This is a genomic window from Blastopirellula sp. SH421 (genome assembly GCF_057808535.1).
Genome location: NZ_CM173712.1, coordinates 1,159,831 through 1,179,304, shown reverse-complemented (window position 1 = coordinate 1,179,304; position 19,474 = coordinate 1,159,831). Strand labels below are relative to the sequence as shown.

The 19,474-nt window shown below is 60.7% G+C and carries 23 protein-coding genes; 21 read left to right on the top strand and 2 right to left on the bottom strand.

Annotation, left to right across the window (positions count from 1 at the left end; translation table 11 throughout):
* Positions 1-224 precede the first annotated feature (224 nt).
* The 7 genes from SH421x_RS04865 (at position 225) to SH421x_RS04835 (ending at position 3,227) form a co-directional block, all read left to right on the top strand.
* Positions 225-665, top strand: a complete 441-nt coding sequence (locus SH421x_RS04865; protein WP_488854274.1) for a hypothetical protein — start codon at positions 225-227, stop codon at positions 663-665.
* A gap of 82 nt (positions 666-747) precedes the next feature.
* Positions 748-1,068, top strand: coding sequence for a carbon storage regulator (locus tag SH421x_RS04860; protein WP_488854273.1), 321 nt, complete (start codon positions 748-750; stop codon positions 1,066-1,068).
* A gap of 21 nt (positions 1,069-1,089) precedes the next feature.
* Positions 1,090-2,166 carry a hypothetical protein gene (locus tag SH421x_RS04855; RefSeq protein WP_488854272.1) on the top strand — a complete coding sequence of 359 codons (1,077 nt, stop codon included), beginning with the start codon at positions 1,090-1,092 and terminating at the stop codon, positions 2,164-2,166.
* A gap of 25 nt (positions 2,167-2,191) precedes the next feature.
* Complete coding sequence (locus SH421x_RS04850) at positions 2,192-2,425, top strand: hypothetical protein (protein ID WP_488854271.1); 234 nt, start codon at positions 2,192-2,194, stop codon at positions 2,423-2,425.
* Positions 2,412-2,693: a hypothetical protein gene (locus tag SH421x_RS04845; protein ID WP_488854270.1), complete on the top strand. Its 282-nt coding sequence runs from the start codon at positions 2,412-2,414 to the stop codon at positions 2,691-2,693. Before SH421x_RS04850 ends, SH421x_RS04845 begins: the two co-directional genes overlap by 14 nt.
* A 10-nt stretch (positions 2,694-2,703) precedes the next feature.
* Complete coding sequence (locus SH421x_RS04840; RefSeq protein WP_488854269.1) at positions 2,704-2,952, top strand: hypothetical protein; 249 nt, start codon at positions 2,704-2,706, stop codon at positions 2,950-2,952.
* Entirely contained in the window at positions 2,949-3,227 is a 279-nt protein-coding gene (locus SH421x_RS04835) for a hypothetical protein (RefSeq protein ID WP_488854268.1), read from the top strand. Before SH421x_RS04840 ends, SH421x_RS04835 begins: the two co-directional genes overlap by 4 nt.
* 5 nt (positions 3,228-3,232) lie before the next feature.
* Here the strand turns inward: SH421x_RS04835 and SH421x_RS04830 are convergent, their stop codons facing one another.
* On the bottom strand, positions 3,233-4,036 hold the full coding sequence (locus tag SH421x_RS04830) for a hypothetical protein (protein WP_488854267.1): 804 nt from the start codon (positions 4,034-4,036) through the stop codon (positions 3,233-3,235).
* Between the two features lie 154 nt (positions 4,037-4,190).
* Between SH421x_RS04830 and SH421x_RS04825 the strand changes: the two genes are divergently transcribed.
* The 11 genes from SH421x_RS04825 to SH421x_RS04775 all read left to right on the top strand — a co-directional run bounded on the left by SH421x_RS04825 (position 4,191) and on the right by SH421x_RS04775 (position 14,053).
* Positions 4,191-4,430 carry a hypothetical protein gene (locus tag SH421x_RS04825; protein ID WP_488854266.1) on the top strand — a complete coding sequence of 80 codons (240 nt, stop codon included), beginning with the start codon at positions 4,191-4,193 and terminating at the stop codon, positions 4,428-4,430.
* Between the two features lie 232 nt (positions 4,431-4,662).
* The gene (locus SH421x_RS04820; protein ID WP_488854265.1) at positions 4,663-5,172 is read left to right on the top strand and encodes a hypothetical protein; all 510 of its coding nucleotides are present in this window, start codon (positions 4,663-4,665) and stop codon (positions 5,170-5,172) included.
* A 61-nt stretch (positions 5,173-5,233) separates the two neighbouring features.
* Entirely contained in the window at positions 5,234-5,587 is a 354-nt protein-coding gene (locus SH421x_RS04815) for a hypothetical protein (RefSeq protein WP_488854264.1), read from the top strand.
* A gap of 59 nt (positions 5,588-5,646) precedes the next feature.
* Positions 5,647-6,729, top strand: coding sequence for a S8 family serine peptidase (locus SH421x_RS04810; protein WP_488854263.1), 1,083 nt, complete (start codon positions 5,647-5,649; stop codon positions 6,727-6,729).
* Between the two features lie 2 nt (positions 6,730-6,731).
* Positions 6,732-8,306 (top strand): hypothetical protein, encoded by a 1,575-nt coding sequence (locus tag SH421x_RS04805; protein ID WP_488854262.1) that lies wholly within the window; start codon positions 6,732-6,734, stop codon positions 8,304-8,306.
* On the top strand, positions 8,284-9,423 hold the full coding sequence (locus SH421x_RS04800; protein WP_488854261.1) for a hypothetical protein: 1,140 nt from the start codon (positions 8,284-8,286) through the stop codon (positions 9,421-9,423). The genes SH421x_RS04805 and SH421x_RS04800 overlap by 23 nt, the downstream gene beginning before the upstream one ends.
* Positions 9,424-9,473: 50 nt before the next feature.
* Complete coding sequence (locus SH421x_RS04795; protein WP_488854260.1) at positions 9,474-9,842, top strand: hypothetical protein; 369 nt, start codon at positions 9,474-9,476, stop codon at positions 9,840-9,842.
* Between the two features lie 102 nt (positions 9,843-9,944).
* On the top strand, positions 9,945-10,814 hold the full coding sequence (locus tag SH421x_RS04790; RefSeq protein WP_488854259.1) for a DNA cytosine methyltransferase: 870 nt from the start codon (positions 9,945-9,947) through the stop codon (positions 10,812-10,814).
* Between the two features lie 6 nt (positions 10,815-10,820).
* A complete protein-coding gene (locus SH421x_RS04785) occupies positions 10,821-10,985 on the top strand; it encodes a hypothetical protein (RefSeq protein ID WP_488854258.1) in 165 nt (54 codons plus the stop codon).
* A 21-nt stretch (positions 10,986-11,006) separates the two neighbouring features.
* On the top strand, positions 11,007-11,732 hold the full coding sequence (locus SH421x_RS04780) for a hypothetical protein (RefSeq protein ID WP_488854257.1): 726 nt from the start codon (positions 11,007-11,009) through the stop codon (positions 11,730-11,732).
* Between the two features lie 50 nt (positions 11,733-11,782).
* Complete coding sequence (locus tag SH421x_RS04775; RefSeq protein ID WP_488854256.1) at positions 11,783-14,053, top strand: terminase gpA endonuclease subunit; 2,271 nt, start codon at positions 11,783-11,785, stop codon at positions 14,051-14,053.
* 284 nt (positions 14,054-14,337) lie between these two features.
* Here the strand turns inward: SH421x_RS04775 and SH421x_RS04770 are convergent, their stop codons facing one another.
* Positions 14,338-14,928, bottom strand: a complete 591-nt coding sequence (locus SH421x_RS04770) for a hypothetical protein (RefSeq protein ID WP_488854255.1) — start codon at positions 14,926-14,928, stop codon at positions 14,338-14,340.
* 350 nt (positions 14,929-15,278) lie between these two features.
* Here SH421x_RS04770 and SH421x_RS04765 point away from each other — a divergent pair, with 350 nt between their 5' ends.
* From SH421x_RS04765 to SH421x_RS04755, 3 genes are all read left to right on the top strand, one after another.
* Complete coding sequence (locus SH421x_RS04765) at positions 15,279-15,479, top strand: hypothetical protein (RefSeq protein ID WP_488854254.1); 201 nt, start codon at positions 15,279-15,281, stop codon at positions 15,477-15,479.
* 98 nt (positions 15,480-15,577) lie between these two features.
* Complete coding sequence (locus tag SH421x_RS04760) at positions 15,578-17,074, top strand: phage portal protein (RefSeq protein WP_488854253.1); 1,497 nt, start codon at positions 15,578-15,580, stop codon at positions 17,072-17,074.
* The gene (locus SH421x_RS04755) at positions 17,064-19,394 is read left to right on the top strand and encodes a phage major capsid protein (RefSeq protein WP_488854252.1); all 2,331 of its coding nucleotides are present in this window, start codon (positions 17,064-17,066) and stop codon (positions 19,392-19,394) included. Before SH421x_RS04760 ends, SH421x_RS04755 begins: the two co-directional genes overlap by 11 nt.
* The last annotated feature ends 80 nt before the right edge of the window (positions 19,395-19,474 follow it).

The following is a 19,474-nucleotide window of genomic DNA, read 5'->3' as shown; positions in this document are numbered from 1 at the left end:
TCGCTCAGGACGCGGGTGAAACGCCGGCGCGTAAGGTTCGAGGGACGAACCCAACCGGCAAGCACCGACGCAACGGCGCCAGCGCGTCGGCGTTTCTTCGCGACCATTTCCGAACGCTCGACACCGGCGCGGCAAGTTTCCCCCTGAACCTTGAGGTTCGGCTCGCCGCGTCGGCTTTTTTTGCGCCTCTGCGGCGCGACGTTTCCACGGAGGAAATTTTGACCATGAATGAACGAACGAAAGCCGCCAACGAGAAGCTCGACCGGATCCTGCGTAAACACCTCAGCGAAGCGGCTGCGGCAGGCGACTTGATTGGCGGAATGATGCGAGCTCGCTTGGTCGAGCATGCGGCGAAGACTTGGCTCGAAGCGGCGACGAAGCTCGTACTCGTTGCGACCGGCGACAAGTCAACGGCACTGATGGTCCAGCTCTTGGAAGGCGCCGCGGGGGTCTATCGCGAGCCGGTGAACATGGAACGTTTTCGCATCGAATACGAGCAAATGCACGGCAAGACAAAGCCGTTGCCGTCGGTCGAAACCGTGAGCGCGCTCAATCGACAACTCGCCGAACTAATCGACGCGTTTCGCGAGCAACTCGAAAAACTGATGCACGCCGGTCGTGAGATCGGCCGGCAACACGTCGCCGAAACGACCGCCCGCAATTGATCGAGCGGATCGGAAACACGCCCCCGCGGCGACGATCGTCGTCGCCGCGTTTCATCTAAACAACACCACGGAAGGTTTCAAAATGGGTCTAGTTCTCACCCGTCGCGAAAACGAACAAATCCAAATCGGCGACGACGTCTTTGTCAAGATTTTAAAGATCAAAGGAAGCACGGTTCGGCTCGATTTTCGCGCGCCGAACGGCGTGCGGATCTTGCGTGCGGAGATCGTCGACGCCGATCAGAACGATCTCGAAGCCGAAGACCAAGCGCCTCAGCTCGCGCCGCCAGTCGACGAAACGCCGCAACCGCTGGCGGCATGCGTGAAGGAAACGCCGAAGAAACGACGCCGCGGCAAACGAGGCGGCCGAGGCTGCTCTCGCAACACGGAGACGCGCAAAGCGTAACGCAACCAGGAAGGGAGCACCATGGAAGACCACGCGAGCTACAACCAACTTCTAACCACGCTCGAGGCTTGGCCGCGCATGACGCTGCCGGCCCTTGCGACCTATCGCCGACTATGGGACGCGCTCGGCCAAGAGCCGGGCGCGATTGACGTCGCGGTCGCACACGATCACGCCAAGTTCCACCTATCGCAACAATCGCTCCGGAGGGCGATCGAGCGGCTCGAAGAGATCGGCCTGATCGCCCGTGAGCTGACTTACGTCGACCAAGGGATCACGACGACGCGCGTCACCGTGCACAACGCGATCACGGTCCACGCCGAGCGACATCGGCGACCGATCGAGACGCTCAAAGTCGCGCACGCGGTCGCCGCCACGTCGCGCCCGATCGCGCCGCCGTCGGATCCTGCGCCGGAAGTGGATCCGATTCCGGTCGCGGATCCTGCGCCGGCTGCGGATCCACGTCCGCACGCGGATTCTGCGCCACAAGTGGCGCGGCGAGTCGATCACGGCGCAAACCGTGACCAAACCCAAGGTTACGCCACTCGATCGCCTAGCGTGCCACCAAGCGACCACGAAGTCGAGCGGCTTAAAACACGCCCCCCTTCTGACATCAAGAACCAAGAAAACAAACCTTTCTCTACTTCAATCCCAAACTCAAGAACAACACCCAACCAAGCGCCAAGGGGCGCATCGCCGGACCGCTCGCAACCGCGGCCGAGTTTCGACGCCGACGGCCCGCAACCGATCGGCGCGGCGATGAACGAAGTCGGCAAGCTCTACGCCAATCCGGTCGAGCTGGAACGCCAGCGCCACCAACGGGTCATCGCGCGATCGGCGCGGATCCTGACCGCGATTCAATACGCCGAGAACGTTTGCCAGACGCCGGCGAAAAATCGAGTCGACCAAGGTTTCGCGAATCGCGCCGGCCGCGTTTGGGACAACGCCGAGACGAACGGCTGCGAGATCAGCGGCGCAATCGAATCGCTGTTAGACACGATCCGAAGCATAGCCGAACGCGACGGCTTCACGACGGCGCCGGGCGCCTATTTCAACGCCGTTTTCGGGAAGAAGATCCGCGCCGCCGGCGGACAGTGGTGAACCCATCCAAGGAGCAAAACGAACGATGACCAACAACTTCAAAAAATGCCCGGTCGACGGCTGCGAAAACCAGATCGGCGTCGATCTGGTCGCCTGCGCCCCGCACTGGTATCGCTTGCCAAGCGGCTTGCGTGCTCGCATTTATCGGCTATTTCACGCGCAACCAGGCGGCCACGATCACCTGCAGGCGGTCGCCGAAGCGGTCCAACTCTTGAACCTCAAACCGAAACCGAAAGGCCCGAACGATGACCACCGCTAGCCCCCAAGCGGACGCCGCAGAAGTGGCGCGAATTCTCAACGATGCACGCGCCGCGATCGGCGAAGCGCAGCGCATCCAACCAGGCGCCCGCGTTCACGCGCTGCATAGTTGCATGTGCGGCGTCCAGATGCACGTTTCGTCGATCGAAGTCGATCACAACGCCGAAGCGCTCGTTCGCCTGCCTGGTTACGTTGTCGAGCTGCGGCAAATGCTGGCCAAGGTGAAACGTCAGCAGTACAGATTATCAACGCCACGTCACACAAGCTAAGGAGGCGAACGTGATCGCATTGAACGACGTCGTTCAAAACGAAGTCAAATTTACGCAAGTCGAGGCCCGCGTGCGCTGCGGTCGCGACGGCCAAACGTTTACCGTGCTGCTAGGACTGACCACGTATTGCCCCTGTAGCGAGTTTCGCAAAAACGGCCAGCGGCGGACCTGTCGGCACGTCGAAGCCGTTCGCAACGTCGGCGTCCAGCCGAAGACGCCACCCCGTCAAATGTCACTCACGAAGGAAACCAACGCATGAAGAAATTGCCCGCGATCGAGAAACGCCAAACTCCCTCCGGTTTCGTACGCAGAACACACGATGCGGCCCCTGGCGTCGTGTCGATGGCGCTGATTGGCGCCGTCGTCGACCAACTCGATAAAAAATTCCCCGGCCGCTCGCTGACGCAGCTCGAAACGTACGCGATCGCCGCAAGGCTCTCCGAGATCGAGCAAATCTATGCCGAATGCCCGCAACCAGACAAGTCGAAACCAGGCTTCGCCGCCGATCGCCAGCGTGAGGAGGTCGCCCACTGAGGAATCTAGCATGGCGGCACTTTCGCGTTGATGCCCAGAATCTTCGTCAGTTTCCTACCGAGATAAGTCAAGCAGTATGCCTGAAGTGCCTTCGAATTTTGGTCATAAACACACTCGATCGCTTCGAAATCCAATAGCCGGTTTATTGAAGTCATCACTCGAATAAAGTTAACGGACGTTCCCAAATTCTTCGGATCATTCATCACGATGAATGGCCCATGCTCAAAGCGTCTAAGCGTTTCAATCGAAAGAGAATCGAGCTTCCGCATTATTTGGATCGTCCGTTGATGCTGAGCGGCATCACACATCGAAATCGCCTGCCAGAGCGTATTGCTAAGCTTCTTTCGCTCTCGTTCTATTTGGAGTTTGTCTCTTGATTTGACCTCGAAAGTTATTGGAAATCGCCGGTGCAACAAATCAAACGGTAATTCCTTTGGATCACCAAATGCTGTATTCATCACAAGTATAATGCGATCCCAACCAATCGATTTTGCTGCATATCCCAGCTCGACAAGGACGTTAGAATTGGGAAGCTTTCGGGGCTTTTCTTCTTCGAAGGACTGACCAATGAAAGACAAATCGGCGATAAAGACCGCGCTTTGATCTATCTTCCCAAAAATCGTTTCGGAAATTGCTGGGGCACCAGAATGATCTTTCGTGTCATGGTCCAGCCGTGGAGAATCCACCAATCCAATCTCGGGAAGCTTTAATGCATTAACCGCGATTATTGCTGCATCATGAATCAGATCTCTCGTTATCTTTCGATCCAAGACGCTTTGCCAAGAGTAGAAAACCGTAAATGCTGACATCTTCACACCTCCGATGGCCTCAAAAGCTAGCGGGAACTCTGGCAGTGAATTGGAATGGAGTCACGTTCAAAAAGAAATGATACGTCTTGCCTTTTTTGCTATCCGCGCCTAGCTTAAAGGGGCAGGAAGCACTTCACCCAAGCCGACGGTCGACATGCTGAACAAGTCGAAAGCCCCGAAAACAGCCAACGGCAAGGTCATTTCACTCGACCACCGCCACTCGCTGATCCTATCCGGGCGCCGCGTCGTCAATCTTGGGAAGCCCTGCCGGCTATTGGTTATCGACGAATCCGAAGTGATTATCGAGAATCGGCCGTTTCCTAAACCGGGCGAGCAATCGCCGCCCGTCTCGGTCGCCAATCTTCCGGCGACATCGGACCAGCCGGCCGCCTAAAGTTTCCGCCCGCGCACGCACGCGCGACGCATAACGTTCTGGCCAATCACCACGCGTAAAAAGAGACGCCGAGCAGGGATGCTTAGGTGCTGTTCGTTTTTTGTTGGGGGCGAGGGAAAACGAACGCACGCGCGGCGCACGGTTGCGCCCGTCTCTTTCGATAGCCGTCTGCGGCGCCTGTCTGCTACCAGGCGCCGCGGCGGCGTTTTTCATGGTCGAAAGGACGCAAGGAATGCGACTCACCAAAAAACTATGCCGAGCGATTCTCCTAAAAGCGCTCGAAGTCTACGGCAAGAAAAAAGCGGACCGCGGCGACCTGGTCGACGGCCGCGCCCACAAGCTCGAACTGACCGTGTCGGGCACGATCGACGGCGTCGAGATTGTCGAGAAGATCGGCGGCACGCTGACCGTCAACAGCGGCACGATGCAAGCCGAAAACAAGAAGCTGAGCGGCGATGTGCTGCTCGCCTTGCTGCTCGGCCAACTGGCCACGCCAACACGCAAGAAGACGCTCGCCAGCGTGATCGAGCAAGCCGAGCTGCTCGAGGCGGCGATCGCAGCCAAGGTCGAAGCGGCCAAGGTCGACAAGAAGCCGAGCGACGACGTCGGCACGCTGCACGATGAAGTCGCCGCGGCGATCGACGCCGAACGCCTGGCCGAAGCGAAGCGACTGCTCGAGCGGTTCACGCTTTCCAACACCAAGTGGAAAAACGGCTCGCTCGCCTTCACTCCGTCCACCTAATTAGCGACGGCGCAAGGGTGCGCCGCCGCTGTTGTTTTCCCCCTTTCCCAATTGGTGATTTATGTCGTTTTCCTATCTCGACTTCTTGCGTCTCGCTTCGGCCAACCTGGACCTGGTCGTGCCGATCGTCTCGCTGGTGAAACAGCGCGAAACCGTGACCGGCTATTCGTCCCGCTGGTCGATCGACAAGCAGATCGGCGACCTGATCGCGCCGCGGCTTGACGAATTGACCAACCAAACCGTCTCCACTGCGCAATCGTTCGACGCCGCTGGAATGGAAGCGACCATCGTCGAGCACCTACGCGCGAAATCGCCGGCCGAACAATCGGTCGACGTGATGGCCTGGGACGGCTCGCGCTTGCGGAAGATCTTCCAGGCGGTCGTTCCGCTGCTGGAATTGATCGCCGCCACGTAGGCGGCCGCCGCGATCGTCGTCCCGTTTGCAAGTTCGTTCATCCAACCCAAGGTTTTGCGATGACTCTCGTTACAACGCCCCCTGTGCTGCGGCACGACGGGGTCTTCAAGTCGTCCGCCGACGCTCGCCCCTATCATGTGACCGATCCGAAGTGGCCGGCGCTGTGGGAATTCAGCGGCGGCGGCGCTGGGATCAAGATCGGCGTCGCCGATACCGGCTGCGATGCGTCGCATCCGGAGCTGGCGACCGCGCTCAAAGATGCACGCGACTTCACCGGCAGCCGCAGCGGCGCTAACGATCTCGACGGCCACGGCACGCACACGTCGACGACGCTGGTCGGCCGGACCGTCGGCATCGCGCCCAACGCCGAGCTGTATCACGCAAAAGTTCTCGGCGACAACGGAAGCGGATCCGACACGTCGGTCGCTACCGGGATCCGCTACCTGGTCAACTGCGGCTGTAAAGTGATCTCGCTCTCGCTCGGTTCGTCGCAACGCAGCCGAGCGATCGAGGCGGCCGTTCGGGAAGCTCGCGAAGCCGGCGCGCTGGTCTTCGCGGCCAGCGGCAACGAAGGGGCGAATCGGTCCGGCTTCCCGGCCGGTTACGATGACGACGTCGTCGCGATCGGCGCGGTTGACCGCGCGTTTAACCTGGCGCGTTTTTCCAACCGCGGCGTCTCGGTCGACGTCGTCGGCTACGGCGTCGAAGTAGTCGCCGGCATCCCCGGCAATCGCTACCAGGCAATGAGCGGAACGAGTATGGCGACGCCTTACGTCGCCGGCGTCGCCGCCAATCGCCTGTCGGCCGAGCTGCGGCATCGCGGCTCGCTGCTCACGACCAACTTCGCGCAGCTGCCAACCTATATCGAAGACGTCGACGATCTCGGCGCCGTCGGTCGTGACGATAAATTCGGGCGCGGATTCCCCAACGCCGCAAAGATCATCCGCCGCGGACTCGAATCGGCCGCCGCGGATCCTGCGCCGAAACCGGAACCAATACCGACGCCGAGAACGCCGGACGTTACGATCCCCGCGACGATCGACGGCCTGCATGGTCGTTTCGTGTTTCGGCCCGATCCGGTCATTGTTTCGGGACTCGATGTTCAAAATGGCGGTATCTTCTTCACGGTCCGCAAAGGCTAGAAATGACGGCGACCGTCGTTTTGATAACGTTACTTGCCGCGGCCGGCGATGAAACAACGCCGGCCGCCTGGCAAGATCCGCGCGCGGCCTACGCGATCGCCGCGCAAGACGCCGCCGCGCTCGGTCCGGCGGCGCCGTTCGTGCGCTACCTCTGGAACCCGATCCCCGACGTCGACGCAATCCGCTGGAACGTTTACACGGTCAACGAATGCGTCGCCGACATCCGCAACCCGCTGGTCATCCGGCCGACGGTCCTCGGCGGCGGCTCGGTCATCCGCTGGGATCTGCGCGAGCTGGCGCCGCGGATCAACGCCGATGGCACCGCGGACGTTTTCCGCCTGATGCGCGTCTGGGACTCAATCTTCGACGCGTCGCTATCGGTTCGCCTGGTCGAACCGCTGCGGATCCGGATCGCGACGGCGCCTTATGTCGCCAGCGACGGCAAAACGTACCGGTTTAAGATCGTCGAGCGCGACGCGACGACCAGCGATCTGTTCGAGCCGTTCGGCTCGCAACTGCAAGCGCTGACGCTGACCAACACGCCGCTGTTGTCGCTCGCCGAGTTTCAACGTGCGGCGCTGCAAACGGTCGACGGCGGCAAATATTACGAGTTTCTCAACTTGCCGACGACGTCCGCCGAGCTACTCGCGCTGTTTGGTGCCGATCGCGCAACGGCCGAGCGGCTGCGATCCGATATCAAGGCCGTCTCGGTCGTCTCTGGGGTCACCGATAGCCCGCGGCGGATCATCATCATCCCCGGCACGGCGTCGCGACCGAGCGACAACCAGGGGTTGGCCTGGATCACCGAAGATTTTGCGCTGGCGACGGTCGCCGCCGGCAACGATCCCGCGCGCAACTTGCACGGCCGCGCGCATGATGCCAGCGAGATCATCATTGAACGGCCCAACGGCGGCCACGTTTACTGGCTGGCCGACGGCCAAGGTCGCCGGCAAGACTCGGCGCCCGACAACATCGCCGACGACGATCATTTTCGCGATTCTCGTCTGCAGCCGGCCAAATCTTGCATTGTTTGCCACGCGATCAACCAGGAACGCGGCCTACGATCGTTCGCCAAGGACGTCGACAAGACGCTCTCTGGACCGCTCGACAACTTCGGCGAGCGCGGAACCCCGCTCGACCAAGCGATCGACCAGGCGACGCGGACCGTCGGCCAGTACCGCTGGAACCCGCGCAAGCTGATCGACCGCACGCGCGACGACTATAGCGATTTTTGCATGCGCTGTACCGACACGTTGCAACCGGAGCAACTCGGCGACCTAACGCGCGAGTTCTTCGTGCGCTATTGGGAAACGCCGGTCGACGCTCGCGCGGCCTGCGCCGAGCTGGGGATCGATCCGCCGGCCGACGTCGACGCCGCAGCCGAGCTGCTCGGCCGCCGCTGTCCGCCGCTGCCGGTCGATCTGCTGGCTGGCGTGCGTCCTGAAGACATCTACGTCGCGACGCTGCTCGATGGTCGAGCGATCACGCGCGCGAATTTCTTGCAAGTCGTTTTGGAAATGCGCCGGCGTTTGACGCTGGCCAATGGAGGGAACCATGGTCCGAATGCTGCTGGCTAGTCTCTTGATGTGTGCGGCGATCGCCGCGATCCAACCACCGGCCGCGATGGCCGACAACTACGCCAGCGGCACGACGCTCGGCGCCTATACGTACCGAGACGGCTATTGGTGGTCGAGCGGCTACGCCTACACGCGGGCGAAGGAGTACTTTTGCAACTGCGGCCGCAATTACTACCGCTGGAAGTATACGCGGGTCGCCAATCCGGCCAGCAAGAGCGGCGCCTATCCGCCAAGCGGCGAGCAACTCGCCGGCCTGAACTATCAGACGCCTGGCTGGATGAACAAGCTGTTGGACATCGCCGCCCAGCGCGACCGCTACGTGCTGTCGGAACGCCGCTCGGCGCTGGAGCAACAGTACTTTGCTAAAGCGGTCGACGCACTTGGCATGACCGGCAACTTCGGCGTTGACGGTTACGGCCAGTCAGTCAACTACGGCGGCGGATATGGTCTGATGCCTGGCGGCGTCGGCGCGCTGGGGGTCGCGACGCAAACGCCGGCCTATGGCGGCGGATCGCTCTACGGTTACAGTTACTCGCGCATCAGCGACGCCTACAACCAAGCGGACCGCGGCGAGCTGCTCAACCAGTACAACAACACGACCAACCGAGCGCTCGACCTGGCGGGCGCCGCGGCCGATAACTTGCGCGATCTCTACACGTCCGAACAAGGTACGCAAGAACGGGTCGCTTCGATCATCGCCGAACGAGACAAAGCGGTCGCCGCGCTCGACTCGGCGACCGTCGGCGCCGCTCGAGTACTCGACGCGGCCAAAGAGACGCGCGTGCGAACGTCGGAAACAATCGAGCACTACGGCACGCGACCGCCTGGCGTCGCCAAATCTGCCGCGGGATCGATCCTGGCCAACAAATGCGCAACGTGCCATAGCGGACCGACGGCAAACGCCGGGCTAGTGCTCGACGGCTCGCAATCGCTGACGCCGGACCAGGTGAACCGCTCACAGATTGCGATCGCACTCGGTCGCGGCGAGATCTCGCCGGACCTGGCGAATCGCTGGGGCGTCGAAAAGGCGATGCCGCCGCAATCGAGCGGCGTCACAATCGACGACGGCGAAGCCGCCGACCTGGCCGCCGAGCTGCAGCAGTTTCTAGCGCCGTAGCACTTCGCCGCGGCGTTTTTTTGAGGGGTGATTTCATCAAGGAGAATGAGATGCAAGGACTATCGAGAATTTTGGCGATCGCGGTGATCGTCGTGATCGCCGCCCTGGCGATCGAGCCGGCCAAGGCGCAGCACTGCGGCGGCTTGGGCGCTCAAAGCTTCGGCGCGACCAACGTCGGCGGCCAGACCGTTTTCATCAACGGTCAACCGTTTTTGGTATTGGCGAACGGTCAGCTCGTGCCGCTGCCCAACCCGGCGTTCACCGCGGCCGGCGTGACCGGCTTCGGCGCTGCGCCGACGCACTTTAACCCGTTCGCGTTCAACACGCGCAACATCGGCCGACCTGTGCGAACGCAAACCGTGATTCGTCGCGGTCCGTTCGGTCGACCTGTACGCGTCCAGACGACGATCGGCCGCTAACGTAGTCCAGGGGAAGCGGCCAAGCTGTAACAGTCCAAACAGCAAAACCAGAGCTGTAGCAAGGCGCGGCCGCTTCCCTTTTTTTCACCACGAGCATGCAACGTGAACTATTACAACGAATGGGATCCGTTCGCAGCCGAATGGTTGCGAAATTTAATATCCGCCGGTTTGATCCCCGCCGGCGACGTCGACCAGCGCGATATCAAGGAGGTTTCGCCCGATGACGTACAAGGCTACACGCAAGTCCACTTCTTCGCCGGAATCGGCGGCTGGCCACTCGCGCTCCAACTCGCAGAATGGCCGAAGAACCGAGAAGTCTGGACCGGATCGTGTCCCTGTCAGCCGTTCTCGACGGCAGGACGGCGCAAAGGCTTTGAAGATGAGCGGCACCTCTGGCCGGTATTCGCGAAGATTATCCAGAAGTGCAAACCTGCAGTCGTTTTTGGCGAGCAGGTTGCGTCGTCAGATGGGCGAAAATGGCTCGCCGGAGTTCGCCTTGACCTGGAAAGAATGGGCTATGCAGTCGGGGGCGCCGATCTGTGCGCTGCGGGCGTCGGTGCGCCGCATCGCCGCCAACGGATCTTCTGGTTGGCCGACCTGCACCCGATCTTGGACGTCGACGATTCGATTCAATCGCAACCTCACGCTCAACGGCACCGCTCAACTAGCAAGCTGGTCGACGCCGATCCGGAACAATATCCGAAGGATCGGAAAAACGTCGACTTTCAAAGATCTTGGAAGGGACGCCGAATCGTCTGCCGTGACGACAAGCGGCGCCGTATTGGGCCTAAATCCGGCGATGAGCCGTTGGCTCATGGGCTTCCCCGTGAGCTGGGACAAGGTCGCACCAAGCGCGAAAGAATGGTACTCGACGCAGCGCGAAAGAACCGCAACGGTCGGCTTGCGGGTTACGGAAACGCTATCGTTCCACAACTAGCAGCGCAGTTCATCCGCGCTGCGGTCGCGTACTGATCCTATATGAAACGCAAAGCACTCTCCCAAAAAAAGCTCGCCGAGCTGATCGGCGTCGACGTCGCGGTCGTGCGCTGGCTCATTCAAGAGGGAGCGCCGCGGCTGGCCAACGGACAAATCGAGCTGTATCAATTTTCGGCCTGGCTGATCGCCAACGCCACCGGCATTTAAACGACCAAGTGGGGCGCACCGATGGAACGACTGAAGAAGATCTGGGCGGCGACGATGAAGAAGATCGCGGCCGCTTGTCGCGCGCTGGCCAAGCAAGTGCGCAACATCCTACGTCGCGCGGCCGAGCTGCTCGACGGACGACATCGCGAAAGCCGCTACAACTTGCGGTTGTTTCTCGAGACGTATCACCCCGACGTCTTCGGCGATGACTGGGGCGCTGACCGGCTGGCGACGATCGACCAGATCCAGCGGGCGATATTAAACGCCGAGCAATGGTCGACTTGGCTCAAACGCGGCCGCGGGATCACGTCGATCACGACGGCCGCGGTCGAGTGGGCGCTGTTGTACGGTCACGAGCGCTACCCGGTTGTGTTTGGATGCAATCGCCACGCCGCCGAAGTAAGCGCCCGCTTGCTGATCGATCTATTGCGCTCGCGGCGGATCCGTGCCGACTTTCCCGCGGCTCGACGGGCGTATCTGCTCGGCCGCGATCGCGTCGTTCTGCCCAACGTCGCGACAGCCGAGTTCAAGTCGGTCGATTGCTGCAAGCGCGGCATGATCTACGCACTGCCTACCGGCGGCCGGATCCGGCCGGACCTGGTCATGATCGACGAACCGCGACCGGATCACGACGACCAGCGCGCCCGCGAGTTCGACAAGCTCGCCCACCAAATAGCGCCGGCGCTGGGGGGCTGCGCGAAACAGATCGCGGTCATCCGCGCGATCTCGGTCGACACCGACCACTAAAGCCGATATCGGCCGCCCGCTGCGGCCTGGTCGCATGAGCAAGGAAGCGCATGCAGATCTCACCACGCGTTTTTTTAGCCAACGTCAACGCGACGACGCTCGGCAAAGTCATCAGCGAGCGCACGCTTCGCCGTCATCGCGCCGAGCTGGGGAACGATGCGTCCGATCTCGACGTTGGTCTGTACCTGGCCCACCTGGTCGAGCGATTCCAGGCGAAGCGCCAGCGCTCGGCCGAAGCGACCTACGAAACGAAAAAGGAGGCGGCCCGCGAACGTTCGGCCGAAAAGTCGAAAAGCGGCCGCGATATCGGCTCGCTGCCGGCCGTCGTCGATCCGGAGCGAAAAGAAGCATGCCGGCTCGATCTGCGGCTCTTTCTCGAGACGTACCTGGCTGAGATCTTCGTCCACGCTTGGAGCGATGACCATTTGAAGGTCATTGCCGCGATGCAAGAGGCGATTTTGACGGGCGGACGGTTCGCGCTGGCCATGCCGCGCGGATCGGGCAAGACGTCGCTCACCGAAGGCGCCGCGCTCTGGGCGATCTTGTACGGTCACCGGCGGTTCGTCGTCACGATCGGAAGCGACGCCGACGCCGCGGTTCAATTGCTCGAGTCGATCAAGTCGCAAGCCGAACACAACGACCTATTGCTCGAAGATTTTCCCGAAGCATGCGTACCGATTCGAGCGTTGGAAGGGATCGCCCACCGTTGCCGCGGCCAACTCTACCAAGGCGAATCGACCGCGATCGAGTGGAAGGCGAAGAAGGTCGTCTTCGCCACGATCCCCGGCGCGGCTTGTAGCGGCGCCGTGATCGTCGCGCGCGGCCTGACGGGTCGAATCCGCGGCTTGAAACATATCACCGCCGACGGGCGATCGGTCCGGCCTGACCTGGCGATTCCTGACGACCCGCAAACCGACGAATCGGCCAACTCAATCGACCAGACTAACAAACGCGAGCGGATCATTTTCGGCGCCGTGCTCGGCCTGGCTGGACCTGGTCAATCGGTCGCCGTGATCGTCCCTTGTACGATCATCGCCAATAACGACCTAGCCCACCGGCTACTCGATCGCAAACGGAACCCCGAATTTCACGGGATCCGGACGCAACTGATGTACGCCCACCCGACGAACATCGCATTATGGGAGAAGTACTTCGAGATACTCGACGAAGATCTCGAGAACGATCGCGGCCCCGATCGCGCTCGCGCCTTCTACGTCAAGAACCGCGCCGCGATGGACGCCGGCGCCCTGCCCGCCTGGCCGTCGCGTTACAAGAAACACGAAGGCGAGATCTCGGCGATTCAACACGCGATGCACTTGCGACATCTCAGCGAGTACGCCTACCTGGCCGAGTATCAAAACGATCCGCCGGATGAGATGGCCGACGACGGCGAAATGCTCGGCGTCGACCAGATCGCCGCCAAGGTCAACGGTTTTAAGTGCGGCGAGATCCCGCCCGATACGGAGTACATCGTCGCGGGCGTCGACGTGCAACTTCGCGCCCTCTATTTCGTCGTCCTCGCGCTGACCGAAGACTTCACGGCGTCGGTTATCGACTACGGCGCCTTCCCGAAGCAACCGACGAACTATTTCACCTATGCGACTTTGCCGCAATCGCTCGACAAGCTGACGGTCGAGGGGAAGGTGTTGCGGCGGCGATCGCCCGAAGCGCGGATCCGCTACGCGCTCGATACGTTCGTTAATGAAGATCTGATGCAACGACGTTACACGCGCGACGATGGAGCGGAAATGCAAATTTGCCGCGCGCTGGTCGACGCCGGTTATATGTGGGACGTGATCTTGCGATTTATGCGTGAATCGCCACACCGGGCGCGGCTCTATCCGTCGAAGGGGCGCGGCGTCGGCGCGTCTAACCAGCCGATCAGCGACGCGAAGAAGAAGGCGGGCGAGCGGATCGGCCAAGAATGGATTATCCCCAGCGTGCGCGGCAAGCGGACCGTGCGCCATGTGATCTACGACGCGAATCACTGGAAGTCATTCTGGGTCGATCGTCTGGCGACGCCGCTCGGCGAACCTGGCGCGTTGACGCTCTACCAGGCGAAGCCGCAGCGACACAGGATGATCGCCGAGAACCTGGCCGCCGAGTACCGCACGCGGACCGAAGGACGCGGCCGGACGGTCGACGAATGGAAGCTACGCGTCGGCCGCGACAACCACTTGCTCGACTGCCTAGTGATGGCGGGCGTCGCCGGCTCGATCGAAGGCGCCGCACTGATCGAGCGGCTCGAGGGAAAGAAGCCGAAGAAGAAACGCGGCGGCCGGAAATTGTCCGACCTACGCAATAAAAAGCGCTGGGAGTAACGTATGGCGAAAAAGAAATCAACTGCGTCTATGGTCACGCGCAAAGATCGTGTTGAAGAAACCGAGCCGTCGGGCGTACTTTGTCCTACGTGTGGCTGTGGACATTGTCCGGTTTATTACACTCGTAACCGCCGCGGCCGGAGGATCCGGTCGCGGACGTGTCACGCATGTAGCCGTCGGTTTGTGACGACGGAAAGGGTAAATGGATAGTGAGAATCAGGGACGCCTCTGAACGATCCGAGAGCTCAATGGAACATTCAAGCGAAACTTCGACAAGGCCTCAATCAACAATGATTCTCCCAACATCCGCGTTCGGTGACGGTGCGAAATTCGACCGTAACCTGTTTTGCGCGTTCACCAATTCTTGATTGTAAACAACCTACAAACAGTGGGTAGAACGTTGCTTTCGCAGTATTATAATCGCTTGTGAGAGCAGCTAAAACAACTGCGGAAATTGCTGCTCCGATGGCACAACCTCGCACGTCATTCCAAATGTCGTTGATACTTGGGTGGCAAAAGTCAACATAAGCAACTGTTCGAGCCGAACGTGTTTCCCATCGATAATCAAAATCGCCATGCTTGTGCGTTCGAGTCTGCTTAGGAAGATTGGTCGACCCAATCTCAAGTGACCTACAGCTTGCCACAGCCCCACCATCAACAAACGAACTCCATACCAGTTGATTGTGAAGTTGATTGGCAGCGAGTTGCGGCAACTCATCTGTCACGTATCTAAGCAACGCCTGCTGCTCTGGCGATCTAACCGCGGCAAATATTGCCAGTTTTAGAGCTTCGATTATGTCATCTGACGCTTCAAGCTGCGAAACATTTTCTCCACAGCAAGATGATCCGTCCTGCTTCTCAAGTTCATCACCCACAACTTCTCTCCTTTAATTTTGAATGAACCGTAATAACACGGTGTCGAAAGAGTTTGATCGGCATCGCTTTATATTTCATCAAAACTATTGTGTCACGCAATATTCGTACAGTTTTCACATAATAGGCAATTTTCGTGTGCCTTCTGAAATTACCATTAATTCCATCTCTTTTCCGATCAAGTCCGTTCGAAGAAGTGCCAAATGGCTTTTCATCTTGAATTCCATATCTGGAACTAATCGCAGATATGCGAGCGTAACGCTTTTGTTAGAGCTTGATTCGAACGATTGATGCTGCGCAGAATCATTCCACACGACTGGGAGACCATGAACCGCGCAATCAAGGCGTATCGATGGCCGATGACGACCTAAGCGAAGCGATTAAGGAAGCCGCCGGCGGCCCCCAACGCGTTAGCGTCGACGGCGTCTCGGCCGATGCTCGGTCGATCCAGGATCTGATCGCCGCCGATCGCTACCTGGCGTCGAAGAAAGCCGCCAAAGGGAAACGCCGCGGTTTGGTGATCTCAAAGCTGCGGCCGCCTGGGACCGTTTAACGCACGTCGCCCGACGCGACGCACCGCCGACCACCATCGGCAAGCATTCTCGATATCGTGCGGCCCTCTGCCGCCAGCGCTGGCGACGATCGCAGGCAATGGCCAATCTAGTCGACATCCACGGCAACCCGCTACGCGCGCCGCAATCCGGCGACCGGAGCGAAGTCGCCGCTCTCCGCCAGCGCGGTCGAATGCTCAAGGCGCGTTACGACGCCGCCCAAACGACCGTCGACAACGAACGGCACTGGGCGAACGCCGACGGCCTTTCACCGGCGGCCGCAGCTAGTCCCGAAGTACGCCGCCGCTTGCGATCCCGCGCCCGTTACGAATGCAACGAGAACAACTCGTTCGGCAAAGGGATCATTCTTACCCTGGCCAACGACCTGATCGGCCGCGGTCCGACGCTGCAAGTCAACACGGCCAGCGGCCGCAAGGAAGCGAACCAACACGTCGAACGATCCTTTAAGCAATGGTGTCGGTCGGTCGGCCTGGCTCGCAAGCTGCGATCGATGGCGACGTCGACGCCGATCGACGGCGAAGTTTTTGGGGTGAAGACGACCAACATGCGGCAGCGGCATGCGGTCAAGCTCGATATTCGCGTGCTCGAAACCGACTATTGCAGCTCGCCCGAAGTGGTCAACGATCCGCGCGCCGTCGACGGGATCCGGACCGACGCAGACGGCCAGCCGATTGAGTACTTCTTCACGACGCACCACCCCGGCAACAACCGCGGCTTCGCAGACGTCCGCGCGATCCCCTTCGACGCTGACGACGTGATCCACTACTTCCGCGAAGATCGGCCCGGCCAAGCGCACGGCCTGCCCTGGGTTACGCCAGCTCTCCCTCTGTTCGCGCAACTGCGACGTTTTACGCTCGCCGTGATCTCGACGGCCGAGTCGGCGGCGAGCCCTGGCGGCGTGATGTACTCCGACGCGCCGGCGATGGATCCCGACGAAGACGTCGAAGCGATGGACGTGATCGACTTCGAGCACCGCGCCATGCTGACGTTGCCCGCCGGTTGGAAGCTCGAGCAGATCAAAGCCGAGCAACCGACGACGACGTACGAGATGTTCCGCAACGCGATTTTGAACGAGATCGCGCGCTGCTTGAACATGCCGTTCAACAAAGCGGCGGGCAATTCGTCGGGCTACAACTATTCGAGCGGCCGGCTCGATCACCAGACCTACTTCGAGGCGCTCGACGTGGCCCGCCAAGACTTCGAGCTGCTAGTTCTCGACAAAATCTTCGCCTGGTGGCTCGAAGAAGCCGCGCTCATTCCTGGCGTGCTGCCGGATGACATGGGACCGTTCGTCGCGATGTCGCATTCCTGGCGCTGGCCGCGGTTTCGTCATATCGACCCGCTCAAACAAGCCCAAGCCGACATCGCGCTGTGGAACGCCGGCCTGCTCTCGGATGAGCAGTATTGCCACGAAAACGACCGCGACCCCGAAGAACACTACGCGTCGCTCGGTCGCCAGTACGCCAACCGGCGCCGCATCTTCTTGCCGCTACCTGGCGAAAACCCGCTGCAGCCGAACACCACGCGCAGCGACGAAACCACCACCGATCAAGAGGAACCGGCAGATGCCGACTGATTACAAAACGTTTCGCGATAGCCTTCTACGATCCGTCGCCGCGTCGCTCGGTATCCCGTCGAAATTAGTCGCCAGCGGATCGCCAGCGATCAAAGCCGGCTCGGCTTACGTCGAAACCGACGTACCGAAAATGCTCTGGCTCGAAGCCGACGGCACGGTCGAAGTAATCGAGGCGGCCGCCGGCGACGGCGAAGACGATCCGGCCAAACCAAAACGGTTCAAGATGGTCGCCTATACCGGCGGCCTGATGCGACCGATGGGGTTTTCGATCCCGGTCGTGCTCGACCTATCGCGGACCAAAGTCGCCAGCGGCAAGCGGCCGATTTTTCTCGGTCACGATCCGAATAAACCGCTCGGCCACGCCGAAGCGGGCGGGATCGTCATCGAAGCGCAACGGATCACGGCCGAAGGAGTTCTCTCGGCGACCAACCGATACGTCGACGAAGTCAAAGGGGCGAGCGCTAACGGCTTCCCCTGGCGGGCGTCGATCGGCGCCCCTTACGGCGAACGCAAGTTCATCGCCGAAGGTGAGCGGACGCAAGTCAACGGCCGGACGTTTAAAGGCCCGATCTACGTCGTCGCCGACGCCGAGCTGATGGAAATTTCTTTCGTGACGCTGGCCGGCGATGACCGGACCAGCGCACGAGTCGTCGCCCAGCACGGGCATACCAAGGAAGGACGCGAAGTCATGAAGTTTGAGCAATGGTTGGCGGCGAAGGGTTTCGATATCGCCACGATTAACGCCGCACAACAGCAGTTTTTACGCGCTGCCTGGCAACAAGAGCAGGACGCCGAAGCGGACGGGCAACCGGCCGGCGGTACGACCACCGGAGGCACTGTCAACGCGTCGGCCGGCGGATCGGCCGGAAGCGACGGTGCAAGCATGCCGACCGTCGGCAACCTGCTGGCCGAGTTCCGTGCAGAACACGCGGCCGAGATCGAACGCGGTCACAAGATCCGCTCGATCGTCGCCGCGGGCAATCTCGACACGGAAGTACGTAACGAGATCGAAGCGCAGGCGATGCGCGACAACTGGAGCGCCGACCGAACCGAGCTGGAAGTGATGCGCAAGGGACGCGCCCATGGCGGCCAGTTTGCGATTCATGCCGGCGCCGGCGGCGCGAAGACTCCGACGGCCGGCGTGCTGGTCGCGTCGATCGCGCAGTCTTTCGGCAAAGTTCCGGAAGCGGTTCTGGCTCGCGACATCAGCGCCGAAGATATGGACAAAGCGAGCACAGTCACGCACCGTTACAACTCGCTCCACGCGCTGATGGACCTGGTCCACCTGCAAGCCAACGGCTACAGCTACAGCGGCACGCGGAAGTCGAACGATTTTATCCGCGCATCGCTGCGAGCCGATCGCCAAGTGAACGGCAACGGCTACAGCTCGCTCAACGCTTCGAGCGGCTTTACCACGATCTCGCTAAGCGGGATCCTTGGCGCCGTCGCCAACAAGCTGATGGTCGCCGCGTTTGAAGCGCAAGAGGTGATCCACCCCTACTTCACGCGAACCGTTTCGCATTCCGACTTCAAGCTTCACACCCGCTACCGGCTCGATGCGACGGGCGGCTATCGCAAGGTAGGAAGCGACGGCGAGTTGCAACACTCGGGACTCAGCGAAACCGGATTCGTGTCGAAGCTCGACACCTATGGAACGATCATGGCGCTGACGCGTCAAGACTTCTACAACGACGACCTGGGGGCGTTTGAGCAAATCCCAACGCTGCTCGGCACCATGAGCCCGAAGAAGCGGGAAGAGGTCTTCGCCAAGCTGCTCTTGTCGACCACGCTCTTTAGCGTCGGCAACAAGAACCTAGTCTCTGGCGCCGATTCGGAGCTGTCGGTCGACGGTCTGACGAAGGCCCGCGCCGCGTTCGGTAAACGGGTCGACAAAAACAACCAGCCGATCCTGGTCAGTCCGTCGCGGATCTTGACCGGCTCGCTGTTGGACACGATCGCCGGCAACCTTTACAAGTCGGAAACGCTCGAGATTACGACCACGGCGAACAAAGGGAAGCCGAGCCGCAACCCGCACGCCGGTTTGTACAAACCGTACAAATCGCCGTACCTCAATAACACCGACATCAAAGACATCGACGGCAAGGCGATCGCCGGCCAAAGCGATTCGCTGTGGTACCTGTTCGCCGATCCCCAAGTTCTGGCCGCGTTCGTGATGGCCGTCCTCAACGGTCGCCAATTGCCCTACATCGAATCGGACGAAACCGACTTCCAAACGTTGGGCATGCAATGGCGCGGCTATGACGATTTTGGGTTTGGCGAAGAGTCGCCCGAAGGCGCCGTCAAAGTGGCCGGCGAGTAAGCGACGCCGATCGACAACTAGGCGGCGAGCCGAGCAGCTCGCCGCCCCTGCTCTATCCATTCAATCACCACGCGGCCGCG